This is a genomic window from Exiguobacterium sp. E17S (assembly GCF_057772545.1).
On the sequence record NZ_JBYLRU010000003.1, the window covers coordinates 64,938 to 83,280 of the forward strand.

Here is an 18,343-nt window from a genome sequence, read left to right on the forward strand (position 1 = left end):
GTCGATTCATGTAAGCTACATAGAGAGAAAAGAGGAATGGATTGATTCAATCATTCCTCTTTTAGTTCATTTTTGGAACCATTAAAATCACAATTACAAGTGCAAGTGCTTCAACCCTCTATTGCAAACGTATCTCGTAACTCGATGATTGTTCCTTCTGGTGCTTTTAATTTGCTGAGATGGCCATCGACGACGAAATAGATGTTACCACCGTCCTTTGGTAAAAAGGGCATACCGAGTCGTTCTAGGCGTGTTACTTCCTCTTGCAAGTCGTCAACGTAGAGGGCGAAATGGACGGGTCCAGCCGCTTGTTTCGTATAATCGGTGAACGATTGACCTGATTTCGGTGTTTGCAACTCGATATAGAAGTCACCAAGACGCAACCAGCTGTTAAAGGCACGGTCGTGAAAACCAGGTGACTCTTGGACGAGCGAGAACCCGAGCTGTTCATAAAAGTTTTTAGACGCAGCGTAGTCCGTCGTCTGAATGCAGATGTGATGAATTTGTTTCATAATAAACCTCTTCTCTTTCATTCTTCATAGTAGGAATCGACCCTTATCAGTATAAAGGAGCAGGTCTGAAATTGAAAAATGATTAATTCAGGACCGGTAAGGGAAACTGTATCTAACTTACTGAAGTATCAAGAGGAGGAACGATAGTGGCAGAGTATAAAAAAGACAGTATTAGTTTAAAAGGAGCCGTTGGTCTTGGAACTGGTGTTATGATCAGTGCCGGGATATTTGCCTTGCTCGGACAGGTCGCAGAACTCTCGGGTTCCTGGTTGCCGTATATTTTCATTATAGGCGGTATCGTGACTGGATTTAGTTCTTATTCTTATATCAAATTGAGCAATGCTTTTCCATCAGCTGGAGGAATCGGCATGTTTCTTGTCAAAGCATACGGTAAGGGAACGATTGCTGCCGCTGCAGCCCTGCTGATGGCAATCTCGATGATCATCAATCAGAGTCTCGTGGCGCGCACGTTCGGTACCTACCTGTTACAACTCGTACCAGGACAACAGGCTAGTTACTGGATTCCAGCACTCGGTGTCGTTTTATTGATTGGTGCATTCATCGTCAACATCTCTGGGAATTCGTTTATCCAAACGTTTTCGTTAATCACTTCAGCGCTTAAGATCGGAGCTCTCGTTCTGTTCGGCATTTTGATTTTATCGATTGGTGGATTTGAGCTGGATAGTCCGAACACTACGTCGGATGGGTCGATTACGAATTATGTCGCGGCTGTCGCACTAACGATTCTCTCGTTTAAAGGGTTTACGACCATCACGAACAGCGGCTCGGAAATTAAACACCCGAAACGAAACGTCGGCGTAGCCATCATGTTGTCCATCCTGATTAGTTTGATCGTCTATCTCTTGTTAGCCTTTTCCGTCTTATCGACATTATCGCTTGATCAAATCATTCAAGCGAAAGACTATGTGTTAGCTGAAGCAGCCCGCCCGTTACTTGGAAATAAAGGCGTCTGGTTCACGGTATCCATCGCGCTTCTTGCGACGATTTCTGGCATCATTGCGAGCGTCTTTGCCGTCTCAAGGATGCTTGCGATGTTGACGGACATGCATATGATTCCGCATCGTCATTTCGGGATGCCGGGATCCGTGCAAAAACATACGTTAGTCTATACGATCGTCCTAGCGATGTTGCTAACTGTCTTTTTCGATCTATCTCGGATTGCGTCGATGGGAGCAATTCTGTATTTGGTCATGGATATCATCATTCATGTCGGCGTCTTAAAACACCTTCGTAAGCAGTTGCGTGTTCGCGTTTGGGTGGTCACATTGGCGATTTTGTTTGACGCCATCGTGTTGCTGGCGTTTTTGTATCTCAAGGGAACGACGGATCCGCTCGTATTGATCGTCTCCCTCGTCAGTATCATCTTGATTTTCATCGGTGAATACTATTTTATTCGTCATACGAAACAAACGGATCAATCCGCGTAAGCGTTAAGTAAAAGGAGTTTTCAATGAATGACGAACAAATGAAAAAATTATGCCTAGACTTTCGAATTGGTATGTATCGGCAGGATCTTTCACCACTCTCAGGAGGACTGATGCACGAGATGTTCCGTTTTTCGACGGATACAGGACACTTCGTCGTAAAACGTCTAAATCAACAAATCATGAAGCGGAAGACGGCTCGAGCTAACTTCATTCAATCCGAGAATGTGGCGTCTGCCGCTGCAAAGTTGCTACCTGCGTTGCCGGCACTTCGTCTAGATGGACCATTGTATGCAGTGGGAGAATCATGCTGTCTCTTGTTCCCGTGGATCGACGGACAAACTTTAAAAATGCAGGACTTATGTCCGATGCATGCAGAAGGCATTGGTAACGTACTAGGTACGTTACATCGAGCGGCGATCGAAACGACGCCGTCGATTCCTTCCGCTTCATCTGAGTATGTTCCGATTGATTGGAATGGTTTTCTTCAACAAGGACAAATGCAGAATAAGCGTTGGGCGAGACAGTTGGGGGAACTGGTGCAGCAACTACGAGCAATCGAAGCGGATGTATGCCGCTCGATGAAGACGTTAGGGAATGACTGCGTCATCAGTCATCGTGACCTCGATCCGAAGAATGTCATTTGGACAACAACCGGACCGGTCGTTATCGACTGGGAGTCTGCCGGACCGATTCATCCGATGCTCGATCTTTTTGAGACCGCCTGTTATTGGTCAAGCCGGGTGGACGGCACGTACGATGCAGAACGTTTTTCTTCGTTCTTAAACGGATATGCAACGACGAATCAAGTACTCGATGTCGATTGGTACAGTGTCATCGACCGCAGTGTCCATAGCAAGCTTGATTGGTTAGTCTTCAATCTCGATCGTTCACTGGACAAGACGGATTCGTCCGAAGCAGAACAGAGACTTGGAACAGAGCAAGCCATTCAGACGCTTGCGGAGTTAAGACGGCATGATCGGGAAAAATGGTACGACTGGCTTCAAACGATAGTATGAAAAAGAGGCTGACTCAAAAAAAGAATGACGCGTCTTTTCACGCCCTTTCCTCAGGCGAGACACAAGCCCGTTTTCCTGCTTTATTTAAGCAGGAAAACGGGCTTGTTTGTCTCTGACAGCGCATAAATGCGCTTATTCCTGTAGGAGTGGCGTGTGACGCGTCATTATTTTTTACGAGATAAGGGTGGCAGATCATGAATCTGCCACCCTTATCTTTGGAGAGACTGACTTTTGAGTCAGCCCCTTTTTCTTGGAGCACATCACGCTTGTTGGGGTGAATTACCAGGCTCGATTTGTCCGCCAGGAAAATTCCAAACGTTTTCTCCTCGCGCTACATACTGTCGTACCAGCAATACGTGTCCGTTTACTAATATAATTGCTTGCGAAATCATGATTTTACTGTAAAGGATTGAATCAACTGTTCAATCGTCTCTTGCGGTGTTCGGAGTGGAACGTATCCGAGTTGTTTGATTCGTTCGTTTGCGAAAGTAGCGCGTTCCGCCGAACGATTCGGTGTTCGGTATGGCGTGCCGCTCGCATGGATCAACTTCAACCGAAAATCCGTCTCAGGTAGATTCGCATCGATCGCATTGAAGATGTCCCCATTATGCGCATTTTTTGCGGCGATGACGATCATCTCGACTAGATTATCCGTATGGACCCACGGAACGACATCGTCCGGATGCACCCAGGTAATCACATCCGCCTCCTTCATCCGCTCGACTTGACGATCCCCCCAGTAGGACTGCTCCTCGGCACAAATTGATCCTGGACGTAAGATGATTAAATCGGAATCGGGTGTATATTTCTGTAACAGGCGTTCGGATTCCTGTTTTGTATGGATGTAGACATGTTCGGACGGTAGGAGCGGTGACGTTTCCGTAAAATGTCCACTCACGACTTCGCCGTACACGGAAGTCGTCGAGATGTGAATGATGCGCTTGACACGAGCTTTTGTCGCAGCAGCCGCGAGATGTTGTACACCTGTGACATTTGCTTCCTGTGCTAAATCGGGATCATCTCCGAGATAGGCAGCACAGTGAATCAACAGATCGACGCCTTGAAGTGCTGTTAGAAGCGAATCCGGATCACCGAGCTCACCGATGACTGCGTGGACATCTTTGAAAGCGTATTGATCCGCTTGTTCCTTAGAGCGATACAAACCGCGCACTTCACGAGCTTCTTCTAGAAAACGTCGCGCAACACGAGAGCCAAGCGTTCCGGTCATCCCTGTAATCAAAATCGTACTCTCTTTTAGGTTCATGGCTGCTTACCCCTTTGACTCTGTCTTTTCAGCGAAACATTGCTCACAAATGAAACGTCCTTCGCTTTTTAAGTATGCTTTGACTTCCGTCATCCCGCGATGTTTCGGATAGCGCATCTGGATGTAGACTTTTTCGTTTCCTTCAATCGTTTTGCCGCAATGCATACATGACGGTTCTTTGCCGAACATTCTAACGCCCCCTGATTATGTTTATCTTCTCCCTTATCGTAAAGGAAAAACCAGGGTGTTGGAAGAATAAAGTAAAAAAGGAATCTAAAGGAGGGTGTCTATGATCTTCATTGCGATTTTTCTCTCCGTTGGTGGAGTCGTCTGGTTCATTTCAGCGCGGAGTCAATCGAAACATCGTTCGCTCGACGATCAGGAATATACATTGAACCAACATGATGCTCATCAGCAACAAAATCATCGTGATTTGTGAAGGCATGTAAAGGAGCACCCGGTCGACGGACCGGATGCTCCTTTTTAATGATAAATGAATCAAATGAATGGAATAAACTGTATAGTAAAATAAGATGAAAGGAGATGTGAACAATTTTGAAAAAATCTCAACTTCATATAGACGATGTCTTGTACGATCAGGACTTGGAGAGTCGGATTCATTTGATTCTCCAAATGGAAGAGACATTGCTCAAACAAAAAATCACGTATCTTCAGGACGTCACAGATCCCGGTACTACTTCTGAATATGAACAAGGGCGTCAGCAGCTATCGGATAAGCTCGATACGTTGAGACGTTCCGTAAAAATGGATCTCGCCTCGCGCGATGACGTCACACTTCGAACGAGAGCACGTTTTGAACAATCACTCAGAGCAACAAGTGTGACAGAAGAGGAAGCACGGCTCATTCAAGACTATCTCCGAATTGAGGCGACGATGCTGACAAAATCGGGAGAGTCGGTTTCGGATCTCTATGCTGCTTTATTTGACGCGGATGAATCAACTCGAAAACAAGCGCTCTTATCGATTGAGGAAGCGTTCCGCACGAAAGAATCCGTCATTCAACCGTTGTTTTCACGACTCGTTGATTTACGACAAGCGCGTGCCTCTGCAAGTGGTAAGATCGGATACGAGGAACTAGCTTTTGCAGAACTCGGACGCGTCGATTATACGAGTCAAGATGTCGATCATTACGCCACCATCATTCAATCCGACTTTCTACCGGTCAAACGGCGATTTCAGCGCGAACAACAAACGTTTCTCGGTAAACAGACGATCCATCCATGGGACGTCCGACAATCGGCATATACACAGATTGATCATCACGTGACCGGTTCTGACACTTCATTCTTAGACAAGGCACAAGCAATTCTCGAGAGTTTTCATCCATATTTTGCGGACGTATTAAAAGAAATGCGACATAGGAATCATCTCGATATCGGTGCCCGGTCGAACAAAGCCGGCGGAGGGTTTTGTGAGTATTTACCGGTCGAACAACAATCGTTCTTATTCATGAATCGCATCGATACGTTTGATGATCTTGTCATCTTCATGCATGAGATCGGCCATGCCGTCCATCATGATGCGATGAAAGAAACTTACGACGGACTGCAACCGATTCCGCTCGAAGTAGGGGAATTTGCTGCCATGTCGCTTGAATTGTTGTCGATGAACGAATGGCATCAGGTGATTCCGGATAAAAAAGACGTTGCCCGAGCGAAACTCGAACAGATGCGTTCTATTGTCGAGTTCTTACCCGAGACGATCATCGTTGATCGTTTCCAATCGTGGCTCTATGCTCATCCCGACCATGATCCGAAAGAACGACATGCCTTATATGCTCGTCTCCGAGATACATATGATACAGACATCATCGATTGGTCAGAAACACCCGATTGGAAAGGTCACGCATGGATGAGTGTCATCCATCTCTTTGAGACGCCGTTTTATTACATCGAGTACGCGATTGCTCAAATCGCCGCTCTACAGATTTATCACCGTTTCACGAAAGATCCCGACCAAACGCTGAAAGATTTCATCGCAGCTTTAGCTCTTAGTCAAACCCATTCGGTTCAAGATGTCTACGCGAGAGCGGGTGTATTTTTCTTGCCGACTGAAGGAGAGATGAGCGAATTAGTGAGCTTTTTGACATCAGAAGTCGAGACTTGGAAGATAATTTTACAGGACGGTACATCGATATAATGAAGGATGACAAGAAAATTCATATACCAGAAGAGTTAGAAAGCCTCTATTTTTTCGGAGTAGAGCCGATTCTTGAGTTTCCGGAGGAAGAAGCATTCTATCAGCGGTCTAAATACATGTTACACAACTCCTCAAAAGAGCGTATTCAGTTTATTCTGTATCCGGCATTTACTGAAATTGAACTCCATGTCTTCCGACCGACTGGGGAGACGCTGTCACGATTACGAATTGAAACAATCCAATCCTTAAAATATGTTGAAGAAAACGGAAAACGTCTGTTACTTGATCATAGTGATGATGAATATTACCGCATCAGTGAGATTCAACTGGATCCGTTATTTTGTATCATTCAGACGGAAAGAAGAAAATAGGAGGACGAACATGAATATCTGTAAAAACATCGTCTATGCGACATTATTTAATGAAACAGGCGATCAATTATTGATGGTCGAGAATCGTGGAGATCATGGTGACTACTATACATTGCCCGGTGGGACAGTCGAGCGCGACGAAACGTTACATACGGCAATCACGCGTGAAGTTCTGGAAGAGACAGGATTTACAATCATACCAAGTGACATCGTCCATCTGGCAGAAGCATTCTTCCCGCAAGCGGGGGAACATTGTCTCTTTTTCTTCTTCGCGGGAGAAATCACTTCCGGTCAATTAAAGACGAATGTTCCAGAAGAAATTTCCGGACTCGTCTGGATGGATCGTGAAGAAGCGTTCAAACACCTCAACTTACCTGAAGCATCAAAAGAATCGCTCTTTGCTGGTCGAACGGTACCGTATGATTTTGCCGGAGAGATCATCCACGCGTAAGGAAGTGTCGCTTGACGTACTAACGTGACGGATTTTCGGGTACAACACTACAGGAGCATTACCCGAAACTTGTAGAAAGTCAGGTGAACACACGGTATGTCGATTCTTACGTTTCACGAAGTCAGCTATCAACACATCTTACACGAAATAACAGGTGAGTTCCGCGAAGGTGTCATTACAACGCTCGTCGGACCAAGTGGTGCCGGGAAATCGACGACATTGAAACACATCAATGGACTTATTTCTCCCGATCGCGGCGAAATTCGTTTTCGAGGCGAACCACTTGAGCAGATGAATCTGCTCGACGTCCGCAAACGGATCGGGATGGCATTCCAAAGCGCGCCGATGATTCCAGGTACCGTCTACGATAATATCAATTTGCCGAAATCAATCTTCGGTGAATCGTTGCCACGTGAAGAAGCGGAACGCTTGCTACAACAAGTCGAACTATCCGTCGAACTTGAGCGACCGGTCAAAGATTTGTCGGGTGGTGAACGGAGCCGACTCGGAATCGCACGGACACTCGTCAATCGACCGGACGTCCTGTTGCTTGACGAAATCACGGCAAGTCTCGATTACCGGATGGTACAAGAGATTGAGAAGCTAATCCTTGATCTACAGCAAGAGTTACAGACGACAATCATTTGGATTACGCATGACTTAGAGCAAGCAAAGCGGGTCAGCGACGACGTCTGGTTTTTAAAAGACGGTCGATTGATCGAGTCTGGTGCTTTTAAAGAACTCGTTTCAAGTGGTCAAGCAGAGACACAAGCGTTCTTGAAGGGGGAATCGGTATGAGTTACCTCCAACTGGCAACTTCGCTCATCTTCATTCTGATTCCCCTCGTCTTAGCACGGACGTTACGGCTTGGTCTAGAGAAGGACATCCTCATCGCAACCGTTCGGTCAATAGTCCAACTCTTGATCATCGGTTACATTCTGACGTTCGTCTTTGAGAGCGGCAGTCCAATTTTTATGTTACTGATGATTCTGTTGATGATCGGTGCAGCGACACTGAACGTCATCCGTAAAGGGGACGGGATTCCCGGGATCCAGTGGATCATCTTGTTCACACTGATTGCGGTCGAAGCATTGACGATGGGCATTTTGCTCGGGTTACGAATCATTCCGTTCGAAGCCCAGCAAGTCATTCCAATCAGCGGGATGGTCATCGGAAACTGTATGATCTTGTCCTTATTGTTTCTCAATAAGTTCAAGGACGAAGTCGAACGAAGCGACGAGGTCATCGAACTGATTCTTTCACTCGGTGGAGATGCGAAGACAGCGATTGATACGAGCTTAAAAGGCGCGATCCGGACAAGTATGATTCCAACGATCGAAGCGCAAAAAACGATGGGGCTCGTCCAACTGCCAGGAATGATGAGTGGGTTGATCATCGGTGGCGCGGATCCGATGGAAGCAGTCCTTTATCAACTATTGATTCTATTCCTGATCTTGACGACGGCGGCGATGGCATCGGTCCTCGTTGGTTTTCTATCCTACCGTCGGCTGTTCAATGAAAAAGCACAATTCATCGGTTTGACCTATAAGAAAAAAGACACGTAAGGAGCACGTTATGCAGACTTATCCGATTACAGAAGCCGACCTACAACTGGTCGAACTAGCAACCGAAACGATTCAAAGCCGTTATGCTGACGATAAACATCACGTCGCAGCTGCGTTGCGGACAAAAGATGGCGCAATAAAAACGGGGGTTCATGTCGAAGCGTATATCGGACGGGTGAGGGTGTGCGCGGAAGCCATCACGATCGGTTCCGCCATCACGGATGGATTGACGGATTTTGAGCCGATCGTCGCCGTCCGACATCCCTATTCGGATGAGACGGACCGAACGATCCGTGTCGTCAGTCCGTGCGGCATGTGTCGCGAATTGATTTTCGATTATGCACCGGACGCGTTTGTCCTCTTGACGATCGACGATCAGTTGACGAAAGTCCGGATTGCAGATTTGATCCCATTAAAATATGTTCGCCAATAACCAGTAACTCCTCGTCGTTTAGATGAGGAGTTTTTTTTGCATTTACTTCTAAATCATCCTTATTATGGTTATGATAAAGACGGAATAACTAAGGAGGGATATGCGTGTCAGCTTTATTAGAAGTCGAACGGTTATCAAAAACCTACATACGGGGAACGGAGACAATCCATGCATTAAAACAAGTCAGCTTTACGTTAGAGGAAGGAGGATTCATCGCCATCATGGGCACGAGTGGCTCCGGGAAAAGTACACTGTTGAATATCCTGGGAGCGCTTGATGCGCCAACCGGCGGTACGTTGACCTTAAAGGAAAAACGGCAACGCGAGATCTTCACTGAGCCTGCTGCGACGTTATACCGACAACAGCACATCGGGTTCATCTTTCAATCGTTTCACCTGCTCGATGACTTGACGGTGCATGAGAACATCGCCTTACCATTGATGTTGAAGGGGATGGATGACAAAACGATCAACCAAGAGGTGGACACTTGGCTCAAACGAGTCGGACTGACGAAGTGGAACAATCATCGACCGCAAGAGCTGTCGGGTGGACAACAACAACGTGTCGCGATCGCACGTGCCTTGATCAGTCGACCACCGATCATCTTAGCGGATGAGCCGACGGGGAACCTCGATTTCAAGACATCTGCTGAAATCATGCAATTGCTGCAAGAACTCAATCGCGAACAACAAACGAGTATCCTGCTCGTGACCCATGATGCGACCGTAGCTGCTCATGCGAAACGTGTACTGTATTTCCATGACGGACAGATCGTTGCCGATCAGCTGTCGACCGGAGACGTGGCACCGATCTTAGAGACATACGAGCAGTTCGTGGGGGCTGTATGAAACGACAACATCTCTTCCGTCTTTCCCACCGACTGTACCGTAAAAGTCCGATGATTTTAGTGACCTCAATCGGAAGCGTCATGATTTCGATTGGTCTTGTCTTAACGATGGTCATTTTTTTACTACATAATCAAGCCGCTATCGAGACAGATCGTGTACAAAGATATGGTCAAGTCGATCTGACGGTCAAATATACACCTGAAGACGAGCGGACGGATCAGTCCATGTTTGAGAAACTTAAAAAGGATCACGATGTCTTGGGCGCAGAGTCGATTTTACAGACGACATCGCGCGTCGCTGGTCAAGCGATGGCCGACGTGGAGACGATAGGAGTTCATTCGGATGCCCTGACGAAAAGTCGGTATCATTTCACGAACGAATTGAAACAGGGAGAAGTGATCGTGTCAGCTCGACTCTCGACGTCGCTTGATCGTAGTGTCGGGCAAACGCTTCGCGTCGGAGAAGCGACGTATCGAATCCGTGAGATTTTACCAAATTCAAAAACACCGGGAGTCTCGCACGATCAAGTCTTGCTTTCGTATGCTGATCTGAAAAAGTATCATCCGATCGAAACGAAAGCCGTCTTGCTCAATCTAAAAAAAGAGGTGGATCTCGTCCACTATGCCGATACACTCATCAAAGCGAATCCGAAGCTCCGGATTGAACTTTCGGAAGGGCAAGCGCTCTCACCGGCGCTGAACGGCTACATCGGAATCTTGTCAGTATTGATCCTTGTCGTGTCCGGCTTCATCTTGATGGCGAATTTCGACTTGTATTTACGTAAACATGCTGTCCAATTTGCCATCATGCGGACGCTTGGGGCGACGACACGGCAACTGTTTCAGCTGTTCTTCGTTCAATCTGGATTGATTGTCTTAGCGGGCACGATGCTTACAATTCTAGGCAGTATTTGCTTCCCGTTACTCGGTCAACTCGTATGGCCGACAGAGGGTAAAATGATCGTCTCCCTCATGATCGAACAGGGAGCGTTCTTGATGCTCGTAACGTTCGGTAGTGCTTTGTTAATTCTGCTGTTGCTCGCGAGTACGGCTTACCGAAAACGGGATGTGTTACCACTCCACGTTTTGCGAGAAAATCTGAAAACGGCGTCACGACCGACCCGACGAAAACGTCTCGTCCTGTTCAGTAGTGGATTGACCGTCAGCTTAGTATTATTCGCTGAAGTGATTGCTAGTACGGGTGGGTCACGGGCGATCGGCTGGCTTGGTGCGACCGTCACCTTTTTACTGACGATGTATCTTGCGACGCCACTCCTCTTGAAGGGAGTGCTGCATCGAGCGGAACCGATCGTTCGTCGGTTAGCGGGACCGACGAGTTTCGTCGCCTTCCGGGGCGTGTTACCGCAACTCCGGAAAAATGCTTGGTTGATGCTGATCGTTCAAGTCTTGATGATCATCGTCGTCATCGGCTCGACGTTCCTTGAGACGGTGCAACAAAACGAGCGGAAGTACATCATCAGCCAATATCCGACGGAGGTCGTCTTAAAGAGTCGTTTAGATGAAGGATCGCAAGGAAACCCGCTACAATTGATTCGGCAAATTGAAACGGACCTACCTGGCGCAAAAGCGACCTTCCTGTCGTCTCGAAATTCACTCGAATATCAATCGTCTCAAGAAGATGTCTCGATCGAATACGAAGTGACGGACTATCGTCGTCTGGACGTCTTAGCGGGAGAACAGACGAGTGACACAGAAGGAATCATCGTCTCACGGACCTTCGCTAAAAAACACAGTCTCGAAAAAGGCGATATGTTGCCGCTCGGGCGATGGGACGGGGAACAAGAACGAAGCGTTTCGGTCGGTCAATTCCGAATCGTTGGAATCGAAAAGAAGATGGCACCAGACGTCCTCGTGGATTGGCGGAACGAGCAGCTGCGGCAACCGAACGATCACATCTTAAATGTCTTTATCGACGTTCCGTCCGAGTTAACGAAGGCGCAAGTGACCACAACATTATTAGAGATCACGCAACGTTATCCGACATTGCAAGTGAATCGACTATCTGACGCGCTTCACGATGCGGAGCAACAAACGACGGAACGCTGGTTCGTCTTCTTGATTGCGCTCGTCGTCATGAGTGGATCCGTCTGGTTCGGACTTGCGAACGCCTTACTCAGTTTCGTGAGTGGAAAACGAGGCGAATACGCCTTGCTCCGAACGATTGCGTTGACACGGAACAAGCTCCGTCAGCTGACACTCATTCAAATGCTCTTATTCATTGGGAGTGGCATCACCTTTGGGCTGATCAGTGGTCTTGGTGCGACCTTCTTCGTGACACGGATTGATGATGCGGGATCATTTTACTTCAACGTACCGACGATTGCCGGAACCATTGTCGGTTTAATAGTGCTTGTCATAAGCATCGCTTGGTTCGTCACCCGACGAAAGCAGGAAAACCTCGTTCACGAATTGAAACATTAAATAAGGGCACGTGAACCGGAGGGATCGAAATGCGAAAAACGATCGGGGCGATTCTATTACTCGTAATAATTAGCGGTGTCGGCTGGTGGATGATCGCAGATGAACGGGATGCGACCTATGAACAGATTGTTGAAGTACAAGTCGTTCGACACGTGACGAAGCAGTTCGGACGCGATGATATCGCATCGGTCAAACCGTACTTCGTAGCGTCGGAATCATCGAAATCACGTCGTCATCAGATTGCCGTTCAGCTGAAGTCGGCACCGACGGGAGAATACCGGATGTATCGTGTACTTCAAAATAAAGTCGAGTACATCGGTCGATCACGGACGGTTCGATCAGATTAAAAAGATACGTCACATCAGTTGGGGGATTTAGATGAAAAAGAAAGCAGAACGCATCGCGTTCATTCAAGAAGAAAAGCGTCAACTCGTCAAACCACGTTTGTACAGCTCGTTGCTGTACGGCGTCAGTATCTTATTAGTCGTCGCCAATCGCGACGTGTACTGGCCATTGTTCTTTTTACTTGTAGCACTAGTGTGGATTGCGCGGATTCACTCGCAAGAAGTCGAACGTGATATGGCATTAACGGTAGAACCACAGATGAAGAAAATCATTCAATGGCAGTATGTGACTGATTTTTTGTTCGTGATCTTAATGGGATTATTTTTCCCACTGATCATCGTATTCGACTTGCCATTCTTCCTCAGTTTTGCCGTCTATGTCGTCCTTGCGATTGTTTTGCTCGTATCCGATATGTTGCTTGAACGAAACGGAAAACGTCTCGATGCTGAGCATCCAACGAAGAAGGAACTGCGGACGTATCCGAAGTCGTGGAAAAAGATCTAATCCGTGGAGCCGGTCGATGAACCGGCTCCTTTTTTGAGCATTCCGGTCGCTTCAGCGTGTTCGACTGCCGTATGATGAAGGGGCACATGAACAAGGAGGTCCTCGTATGCTTGCTATCATCATTGGGTTTATCATCGGTCTGCTCGTACCGGTTCAAACGAGTGTCAATACACGATTACGGGGTGTCGTCGGTTCACCGTTCCTCGCTTCGCTGATTTCCTTTTCGATCGGCTCACTCTTCTTACTGCTTCTCGTCTTGCTCGTCGATGGGGATTTTACAGGTCTCTCAGCTACCGCCGATGAACCGTTTTGGATTTGGGGTGGAGGACTGCTTGGCGTCATTTATTTGACCGGAAACATCTTGCTGTTTCCGCGACTCGGAGGCGTCCAAACGGTCATCATGCCGATTTTCGGTCAAGTCATCATGGGACTGTTGATCGATCATTTTGGATTGTTTGAAGCGAACGTCACGACACTTTCGTTGACACGGGTCATCGGTGCAGTGCTAGTGTTACTCGGTGTCGTCGGAACGGTCGCGCTCGGTGATTATTTCGCACGCCGTCGTAAACATCAGGTGGCATCAACAGAAAACTCGTTGTTTGTCTGGCGTCTGCTCGGAATTCTAACCGGAATGATGAGTGCTGCCCAGACGGCGATCAATGGTCATCTCGGAAGTGTTCTCGGGTCAGCCGTCAAAGGCGCATTGATCTCGTTCGTCATCGGGACGATCACCTTGTTATTGCTGAATCTGATCCTCCGAACGAAGTGGCACATCGATCGGTCGCAATCCTTACCTGCTTGGATTTGGATCGGTGGGTTGATCGGTGCGTTGTTCGTTGCCGGGAATGCCTTCATCGTTCCGCTCGTCGGTACAGGACTCGCTGTCGTCATCGTGACGATCGGTCTTCTGACTGGCAGCCTATTGATTGATCGTTTCGGTTGGTTCGGTGCAAAAAAACAACCAGTCACAGGTGTGCAAATCGTCAGCTTGCTCATCATGCTTGGTGGTATCGTATTGATTCGGCTGTAAATCAAAGACATCTGCAATCCGTCGGTTGCAGATGTCTATTTTTTTGTTGTTAAATGGAAATATGAGGTAAAATGAAAGGATGATAAGGAGGAATAAGATGAGACGTATCATCCAACATACATACGGAGAGGCTAACGTGCTTCAACAAGATGAATGTTTGGATCCAGTACTTAACCCTGGAGAGGTCTTGATTCGAGTTGCTTGGGCGGGTGTGAATTTTGCTGATATAAAACAACGCCGAGGAGGAAAAGCAACGGGTACGTTTCCGTTCGTACTTGGTTTAGACGTAACCGGCATTGTAATAGCTTCTAACCCAAATTCGGCATTTCAAGTAGGCGATCGTGTCATGGCATTTGCAAAAACCGGATCATATGCCGAAATCGTTCGAGCGGACGAGCGACTCGTATATCGAGTCCCACTATCGATCTCGTTGCGGGAAGCAACCTTATTTACTACGGTAGGAATTCTGAGCGAGATGTTACTGACTGAAATTGGTCAAGTGAAGCCGACCGACACAATCATTATCCATAGTGCAGCAGGTGGAGTAGGCACTGCATTGATTCAGCTTGCGTACATAGAGGTGTGAAGCAACTCATCGCAACAGTAGGAAATCTTGAGAAAATAAAATACGTACAATCGTTTGGTGTGGAACATGTATTCACATATGATGATTTTGCCGAAAACGTCCTTTTGTTGACGAATGGGAAGGGAGCAGATGTCATTTTTGATTCTGTCGCAGGTCACGTAACGCGAAAAAGTCTTGATTGTCTCGCTAATTACGGGACACTCGTACAATTTGGTAACAGTAGCGGATCAGCAGGTGAACTCTCGACGACTGATGTCCACGCCAGTTGCCGGACGATTCGTGGATTTAGCCTTGGAACGACGCGTCAATTGGATCCAAATCGGATTAAACGGGCTGCTTCCCATATCCTGCTTCTACTCGAAAATAAGAAATTGAAGATGCCGATGATTCACGAGTTTCAACTATCAGAAGTGCAAGAGGCACATCAGTTGATGGAATCCCGACAGTATCAAGGGAAAATAGTTCTACGAATCGGAGGAGATGAGTGTGGATCATAAAGAAATTGAACAGCGATTACGAAACGATCATGAGTTACATGAGATGCTAGCGTTGGTAGCGACACTCCACTTGCCTGATTGGTGGATCTGTGCTGGATATATTCGCTCAATTGTTTGGTTGGAGGATCGATACGAACGACCGGACATCGATATCGTCTATTTCGATCCGAATGATCTTTCGGAAGCTACGGAAAAACGTCATGAAGAACAGTTACGGAATTTATTGGATTTACCGTGGTCCGTTAAAAATCAAGCCCGGATGCATCTCGTCAATGGACTACCACCTTATCAGTCCGCAACGGATGCGATTTCACAGTTTCCTGAGACCGTCACAGCAATTGGCGTGACGAGACGACCAGATTTTGAACTTTACCTTCCATATGGAGCAGATGACTTTATGGATCGGATCATTCGACCGACGCCACCTTTTCAAGTCGGTACCGCGCGTCATTCGATTTTTCAGCGACGGGTGATCGAAAAAGGATGGCAAGACGACCCGGGTCTACAAATATGTACATGAAACAAGAAGGAGCGTATGTGATGAAACGAATCAGTTATAAAAAAACGATACCGCTTCTACTAGTAGGACTCCTCTGTATCAGCGGATGCGCACCGGAAAAGAATGTCGAGGTGAAGGAAAAGATTCACGTTGATGGTACGAGTTTGTTCGACAGTGGCTCCTATCCGACTGCTATAGAGACGGCCGAGCATCAGTTTAAATATGACTTGAGTGACAAGTCCACCTATACGTTAAAGCAAGACGATTTCAAAGTGGACGTGCGATTCGATGACTATAATTTACTGCTAGCAAGCGTCATCGATGGACGATATGATTCGCTAATGATTTATGAAAAGAAGTCGAACTGGATGTTAAGCAGTTCGATGGATCTCATTCGGGATCAATCCACGAAAGGCGAGTCGATCGAAGGGAGTCTAGCGTGGGAAGGAAACAAGAAAAAAATGACGACGAAACTTGTCACGAATCGTCATTACACGGTGATTGAGACACGACTGAAAAGTGAGCAGATTCCGGCACGATTTGGAAAACGGATACGTAACGTTAACGGATTGAAGGTACACGTTCAAAAGCAAGGGAAACAGCTCAATCTTGCCTACCAAAACGGAACGGACGTGATGTGGATCGTCAGTGATCGACCGGAACAAGTCCTGCTTCGGCTCATAACGGCATCTCCTGACAGTCCGATTTCGGAACTATCCGATGACTTTTAGATCCGCCTCGGTGGGTCTTTTTTTATTTTCCGTAACCCTACGAGAAATTGTATATGGTTGAGGTCAAGAAGCGTTTATCGGTCATGCATAGGGGGAATCTTAATCATGCAATCATATGTTGAAAATAATGAAAGCAATCGATGATCAAAAAGGTGAGGTGAGATGTTAACCGTAACGCATTCATAGTAAAGGAAGTGAGAATTTCATGCGATTCAAAAGGGAACGCGTCAACGTCGTCGATCCGGCGCAAACGAAAAAGAGTGTCTATGCGACCGGAATCGGCAATGCGATGGAGTGGTTTGACTTTGGACTGTACTCCTACCTCGCCGTCATCATCAGTCAGAACTTCTTTAGTGGTGTGGAAAATGATGAACTGAAACTCGTCTTTACGTTCGCGACGTTTGCGATCGCCTTTTTGATGCGACCACTCGGGGGAGTAATTTTTGGGCGTATGGGTGACCGTCTGGGACGAAAAGTCGTTTTGACGACAACGATCGTCATGATGGCATTTTCGACCTTATTGATTGGATTGCTGCCGACGTATGATCAAATAGGTGTCTGGGCACCAATTCTTTTACTCTTAGCACGAGTCTTGCAAGGTTTTTCAACCGGTGGTGAATATGCTGGGGCGATGGTCTATATCGCCGAATCTTCACCCGATAAACACCGGAGTGCGTATGGTAGTGGTCTTGAAATCGGAACATTAGCCGGGTACATTCTGGCTTCCGTGCTAGCGACGATTTTGTTCGTCTCTTTGTCAGATGATCAAATGTCATCTTGGGGATGGCGGATTCCCTTCATCTTAGGCGCACCGCTCGGATTATTTGGTCTGTATCTCCGGCGTCACCTGGATGAGTCACCGATTTTCGAGAATGAGATCAATGAAAGTAAGCAGGAACAGGCGACGTTTCGAACGATCGTTCAAGAACACCGGAAAGATATCATCGTCTGCTTCATCGCCGTTGCCTTTTATAACATCACGAACTATATGTTGTTATCCTATATGCCGTCTTATCTGGACGAAATCATTGGTCTGCCGAGTGCGACGAGTACGATGTTGATCACAGGTGTCATGATCGTCATGATTCCGCTCGCTTTCTCGTTTGGTCGCCTGAGCGATCGGCGCGGCAATCGCCGACTAGTCTTGCTGGGATTGACGGGATTATCCTTCACATCAATCCTGTCATTTTTCCTAATCGGTCAAGACTGGTTGCTATACGTCGGTCTCGGAATCTTCATCCTTGGTTTCTTCTTGTCAATCTTTGAGGGAACGATGCCAAGTTTGTTGCCAAGTATTTTTTATTCCGATGTGAGGTACCGGACGCTTTCCGTCACGTTTAACATTGCGGTGTCGATCTTCGGAGGGACGACCCCACTCGTCTCGACCTGGCTCGTGCATACGACGCACGACCCTCTTGCGCCTGCGTACTACCTGACAGCCGTCAGCGTCATTGGCTTCATCACGTTCTTCTTTTTCTTTGAGAACACGGCAGGGAAGTCGCTAAAAGGATCACATCCGACCGTTGCTTCGGAACAGGAAGTCCATGAAGTCGCAAAAAATCCAGAAGATGCCCTGTGGTGGAAAGAAGACAATAAAAAAGAATAACGGCAAACCAAACAGTCCCTTACTCGATGGAGTGAG

23 protein-coding genes are annotated in these 18,343 nt (G+C 47.1%); 19 read left to right on the plus strand and 4 right to left on the minus strand.

The annotated features are described in order from the left end of the window. Nucleotides 1-110: 110 nt before the first annotated feature. Nucleotides 111-512, minus strand: coding sequence for a VOC family protein (locus tag AC3B4V_RS11205; protein ID WP_488378447.1), 402 nt, complete (start codon nt 510-512; stop codon nt 111-113). 146 nt (nt 513-658) lie between these two features. Between AC3B4V_RS11205 and AC3B4V_RS11210 the strand changes: the two genes are divergently transcribed. Further along, nucleotides 659-1,960 carry an APC family permease gene (locus AC3B4V_RS11210; RefSeq protein ID WP_488378448.1) on the plus strand — a complete coding sequence of 434 codons (1,302 nt, stop codon included), beginning with the start codon at nt 659-661 and terminating at the stop codon, nt 1,958-1,960. Nucleotides 1,961-1,983: 23 nt separating this feature from the next. Continuing rightward, nucleotides 1,984-2,976 carry a phosphotransferase gene (locus AC3B4V_RS11215; protein ID WP_488378449.1) on the plus strand — a complete coding sequence of 331 codons (993 nt, stop codon included), beginning with the start codon at nt 1,984-1,986 and terminating at the stop codon, nt 2,974-2,976. A 260-nt stretch (nt 2,977-3,236) separates the two neighbouring features. On the opposite strand, the gene AC3B4V_RS11220 is transcribed toward AC3B4V_RS11215, so the two are convergent. Genes AC3B4V_RS11220 through AC3B4V_RS11230 form a run of 3 tightly spaced genes read right to left on the minus strand, consistent with a single transcriptional unit; the run spans nt 3,237 to nt 4,429 of the window. Further along, nucleotides 3,237-3,368, minus strand: coding sequence for an NUDIX hydrolase (locus AC3B4V_RS11220; RefSeq protein WP_195864935.1), 132 nt, complete (start codon nt 3,366-3,368; stop codon nt 3,237-3,239). Continuing rightward, a complete protein-coding gene (locus tag AC3B4V_RS11225; RefSeq protein ID WP_488378450.1) occupies nt 3,365-4,240 on the minus strand; it encodes an NAD-dependent epimerase/dehydratase family protein in 876 nt (291 codons plus the stop codon). Before AC3B4V_RS11225 ends, AC3B4V_RS11220 begins: the two co-directional genes overlap by 4 nt. Nucleotides 4,241-4,246: 6 nt before the next feature. Continuing rightward, on the minus strand, nt 4,247-4,429 hold the full coding sequence (locus tag AC3B4V_RS11230) for a Fe3+ hydroxamate ABC transporter substrate-binding protein (RefSeq protein ID WP_488378451.1): 183 nt from the start codon (nt 4,427-4,429) through the stop codon (nt 4,247-4,249). Nucleotides 4,430-4,529: 100 nt separating this feature from the next. Between AC3B4V_RS11230 and AC3B4V_RS11235 the strand changes: the two genes are divergently transcribed. From AC3B4V_RS11235 to AC3B4V_RS11315, 17 genes are all read left to right on the plus strand, one after another. Continuing rightward, entirely contained in the window at nt 4,530-4,679 is a 150-nt protein-coding gene (locus AC3B4V_RS11235) for a hypothetical protein (protein ID WP_488378452.1), read from the plus strand. A 116-nt stretch (nt 4,680-4,795) separates the two neighbouring features. Then, nucleotides 4,796-6,400: a M3 family metallopeptidase gene (locus AC3B4V_RS11240; RefSeq protein WP_488378453.1), complete on the plus strand. Its 1,605-nt coding sequence runs from the start codon at nt 4,796-4,798 to the stop codon at nt 6,398-6,400. Between the two features lie 116 nt (nt 6,401-6,516). Next, a complete protein-coding gene (locus AC3B4V_RS11245; RefSeq protein ID WP_488378454.1) occupies nt 6,517-6,771 on the plus strand; it encodes a hypothetical protein in 255 nt (84 codons plus the stop codon). A 10-nt stretch (nt 6,772-6,781) separates the two neighbouring features. After that, nucleotides 6,782-7,222 carry an NUDIX domain-containing protein gene (locus AC3B4V_RS11250; protein WP_488378455.1) on the plus strand — a complete coding sequence of 147 codons (441 nt, stop codon included), beginning with the start codon at nt 6,782-6,784 and terminating at the stop codon, nt 7,220-7,222. 96 nt (nt 7,223-7,318) lie between these two features. Beyond that, nucleotides 7,319-8,020, plus strand: coding sequence for an ABC transporter ATP-binding protein (locus AC3B4V_RS11255; protein ID WP_488378456.1), 702 nt, complete (start codon nt 7,319-7,321; stop codon nt 8,018-8,020). Beyond that, nucleotides 8,017-8,787, plus strand: coding sequence for an ABC transporter permease (locus tag AC3B4V_RS11260; protein WP_149427472.1), 771 nt, complete (start codon nt 8,017-8,019; stop codon nt 8,785-8,787). The genes AC3B4V_RS11255 and AC3B4V_RS11260 overlap by 4 nt, the downstream gene beginning before the upstream one ends. A 10-nt stretch (nt 8,788-8,797) precedes the next feature. Beyond that, on the plus strand, nt 8,798-9,220 hold the full coding sequence (locus AC3B4V_RS11265; RefSeq protein ID WP_488378457.1) for a cytidine deaminase: 423 nt from the start codon (nt 8,798-8,800) through the stop codon (nt 9,218-9,220). Nucleotides 9,221-9,318: 98 nt separating this feature from the next. Continuing rightward, nucleotides 9,319-10,068 (plus strand): ABC transporter ATP-binding protein, encoded by a 750-nt coding sequence (locus AC3B4V_RS11270; RefSeq protein ID WP_488378608.1) that lies wholly within the window; start codon nt 9,319-9,321, stop codon nt 10,066-10,068. Continuing rightward, nucleotides 10,065-12,509, plus strand: a complete 2,445-nt coding sequence (locus AC3B4V_RS11275; protein ID WP_488378458.1) for an ABC transporter permease — start codon at nt 10,065-10,067, stop codon at nt 12,507-12,509. The genes AC3B4V_RS11270 and AC3B4V_RS11275 overlap by 4 nt, the downstream gene beginning before the upstream one ends. Nucleotides 12,510-12,538: 29 nt before the next feature. Continuing rightward, entirely contained in the window at nt 12,539-12,856 is a 318-nt protein-coding gene (locus AC3B4V_RS11280) for a hypothetical protein (RefSeq protein ID WP_064299783.1), read from the plus strand. 31 nt (nt 12,857-12,887) lie between these two features. Further along, nucleotides 12,888-13,358: a hypothetical protein gene (locus AC3B4V_RS11285; protein WP_488378459.1), complete on the plus strand. Its 471-nt coding sequence runs from the start codon at nt 12,888-12,890 to the stop codon at nt 13,356-13,358. 106 nt (nt 13,359-13,464) lie between these two features. After that, nucleotides 13,465-14,388, plus strand: a complete 924-nt coding sequence (locus tag AC3B4V_RS11290) for a DMT family transporter (protein WP_488378460.1) — start codon at nt 13,465-13,467, stop codon at nt 14,386-14,388. Between the two features lie 97 nt (nt 14,389-14,485). Next, nucleotides 14,486-14,974, plus strand: coding sequence for a quinone oxidoreductase family protein (locus AC3B4V_RS11295; RefSeq protein WP_488378461.1), 489 nt, complete (start codon nt 14,486-14,488; stop codon nt 14,972-14,974). Beyond that, nucleotides 14,971-15,471 carry a zinc-binding dehydrogenase gene (locus AC3B4V_RS11300; protein WP_488378462.1) on the plus strand — a complete coding sequence of 167 codons (501 nt, stop codon included), beginning with the start codon at nt 14,971-14,973 and terminating at the stop codon, nt 15,469-15,471. Before AC3B4V_RS11295 ends, AC3B4V_RS11300 begins: the two co-directional genes overlap by 4 nt. Next, nucleotides 15,461-15,991: a nucleotidyltransferase family protein gene (locus tag AC3B4V_RS11305; RefSeq protein WP_488378463.1), complete on the plus strand. Its 531-nt coding sequence runs from the start codon at nt 15,461-15,463 to the stop codon at nt 15,989-15,991. Before AC3B4V_RS11300 ends, AC3B4V_RS11305 begins: the two co-directional genes overlap by 11 nt. 20 nt (nt 15,992-16,011) lie before the next feature. Continuing rightward, nucleotides 16,012-16,701 (plus strand): hypothetical protein, encoded by a 690-nt coding sequence (locus tag AC3B4V_RS11310; protein WP_488378464.1) that lies wholly within the window; start codon nt 16,012-16,014, stop codon nt 16,699-16,701. A 205-nt stretch (nt 16,702-16,906) separates the two neighbouring features. Next, nucleotides 16,907-18,307 carry an MFS transporter gene (locus tag AC3B4V_RS11315; protein WP_488378465.1) on the plus strand — a complete coding sequence of 467 codons (1,401 nt, stop codon included), beginning with the start codon at nt 16,907-16,909 and terminating at the stop codon, nt 18,305-18,307. Nucleotides 18,308-18,343: the final 36 nt, after the last annotated feature.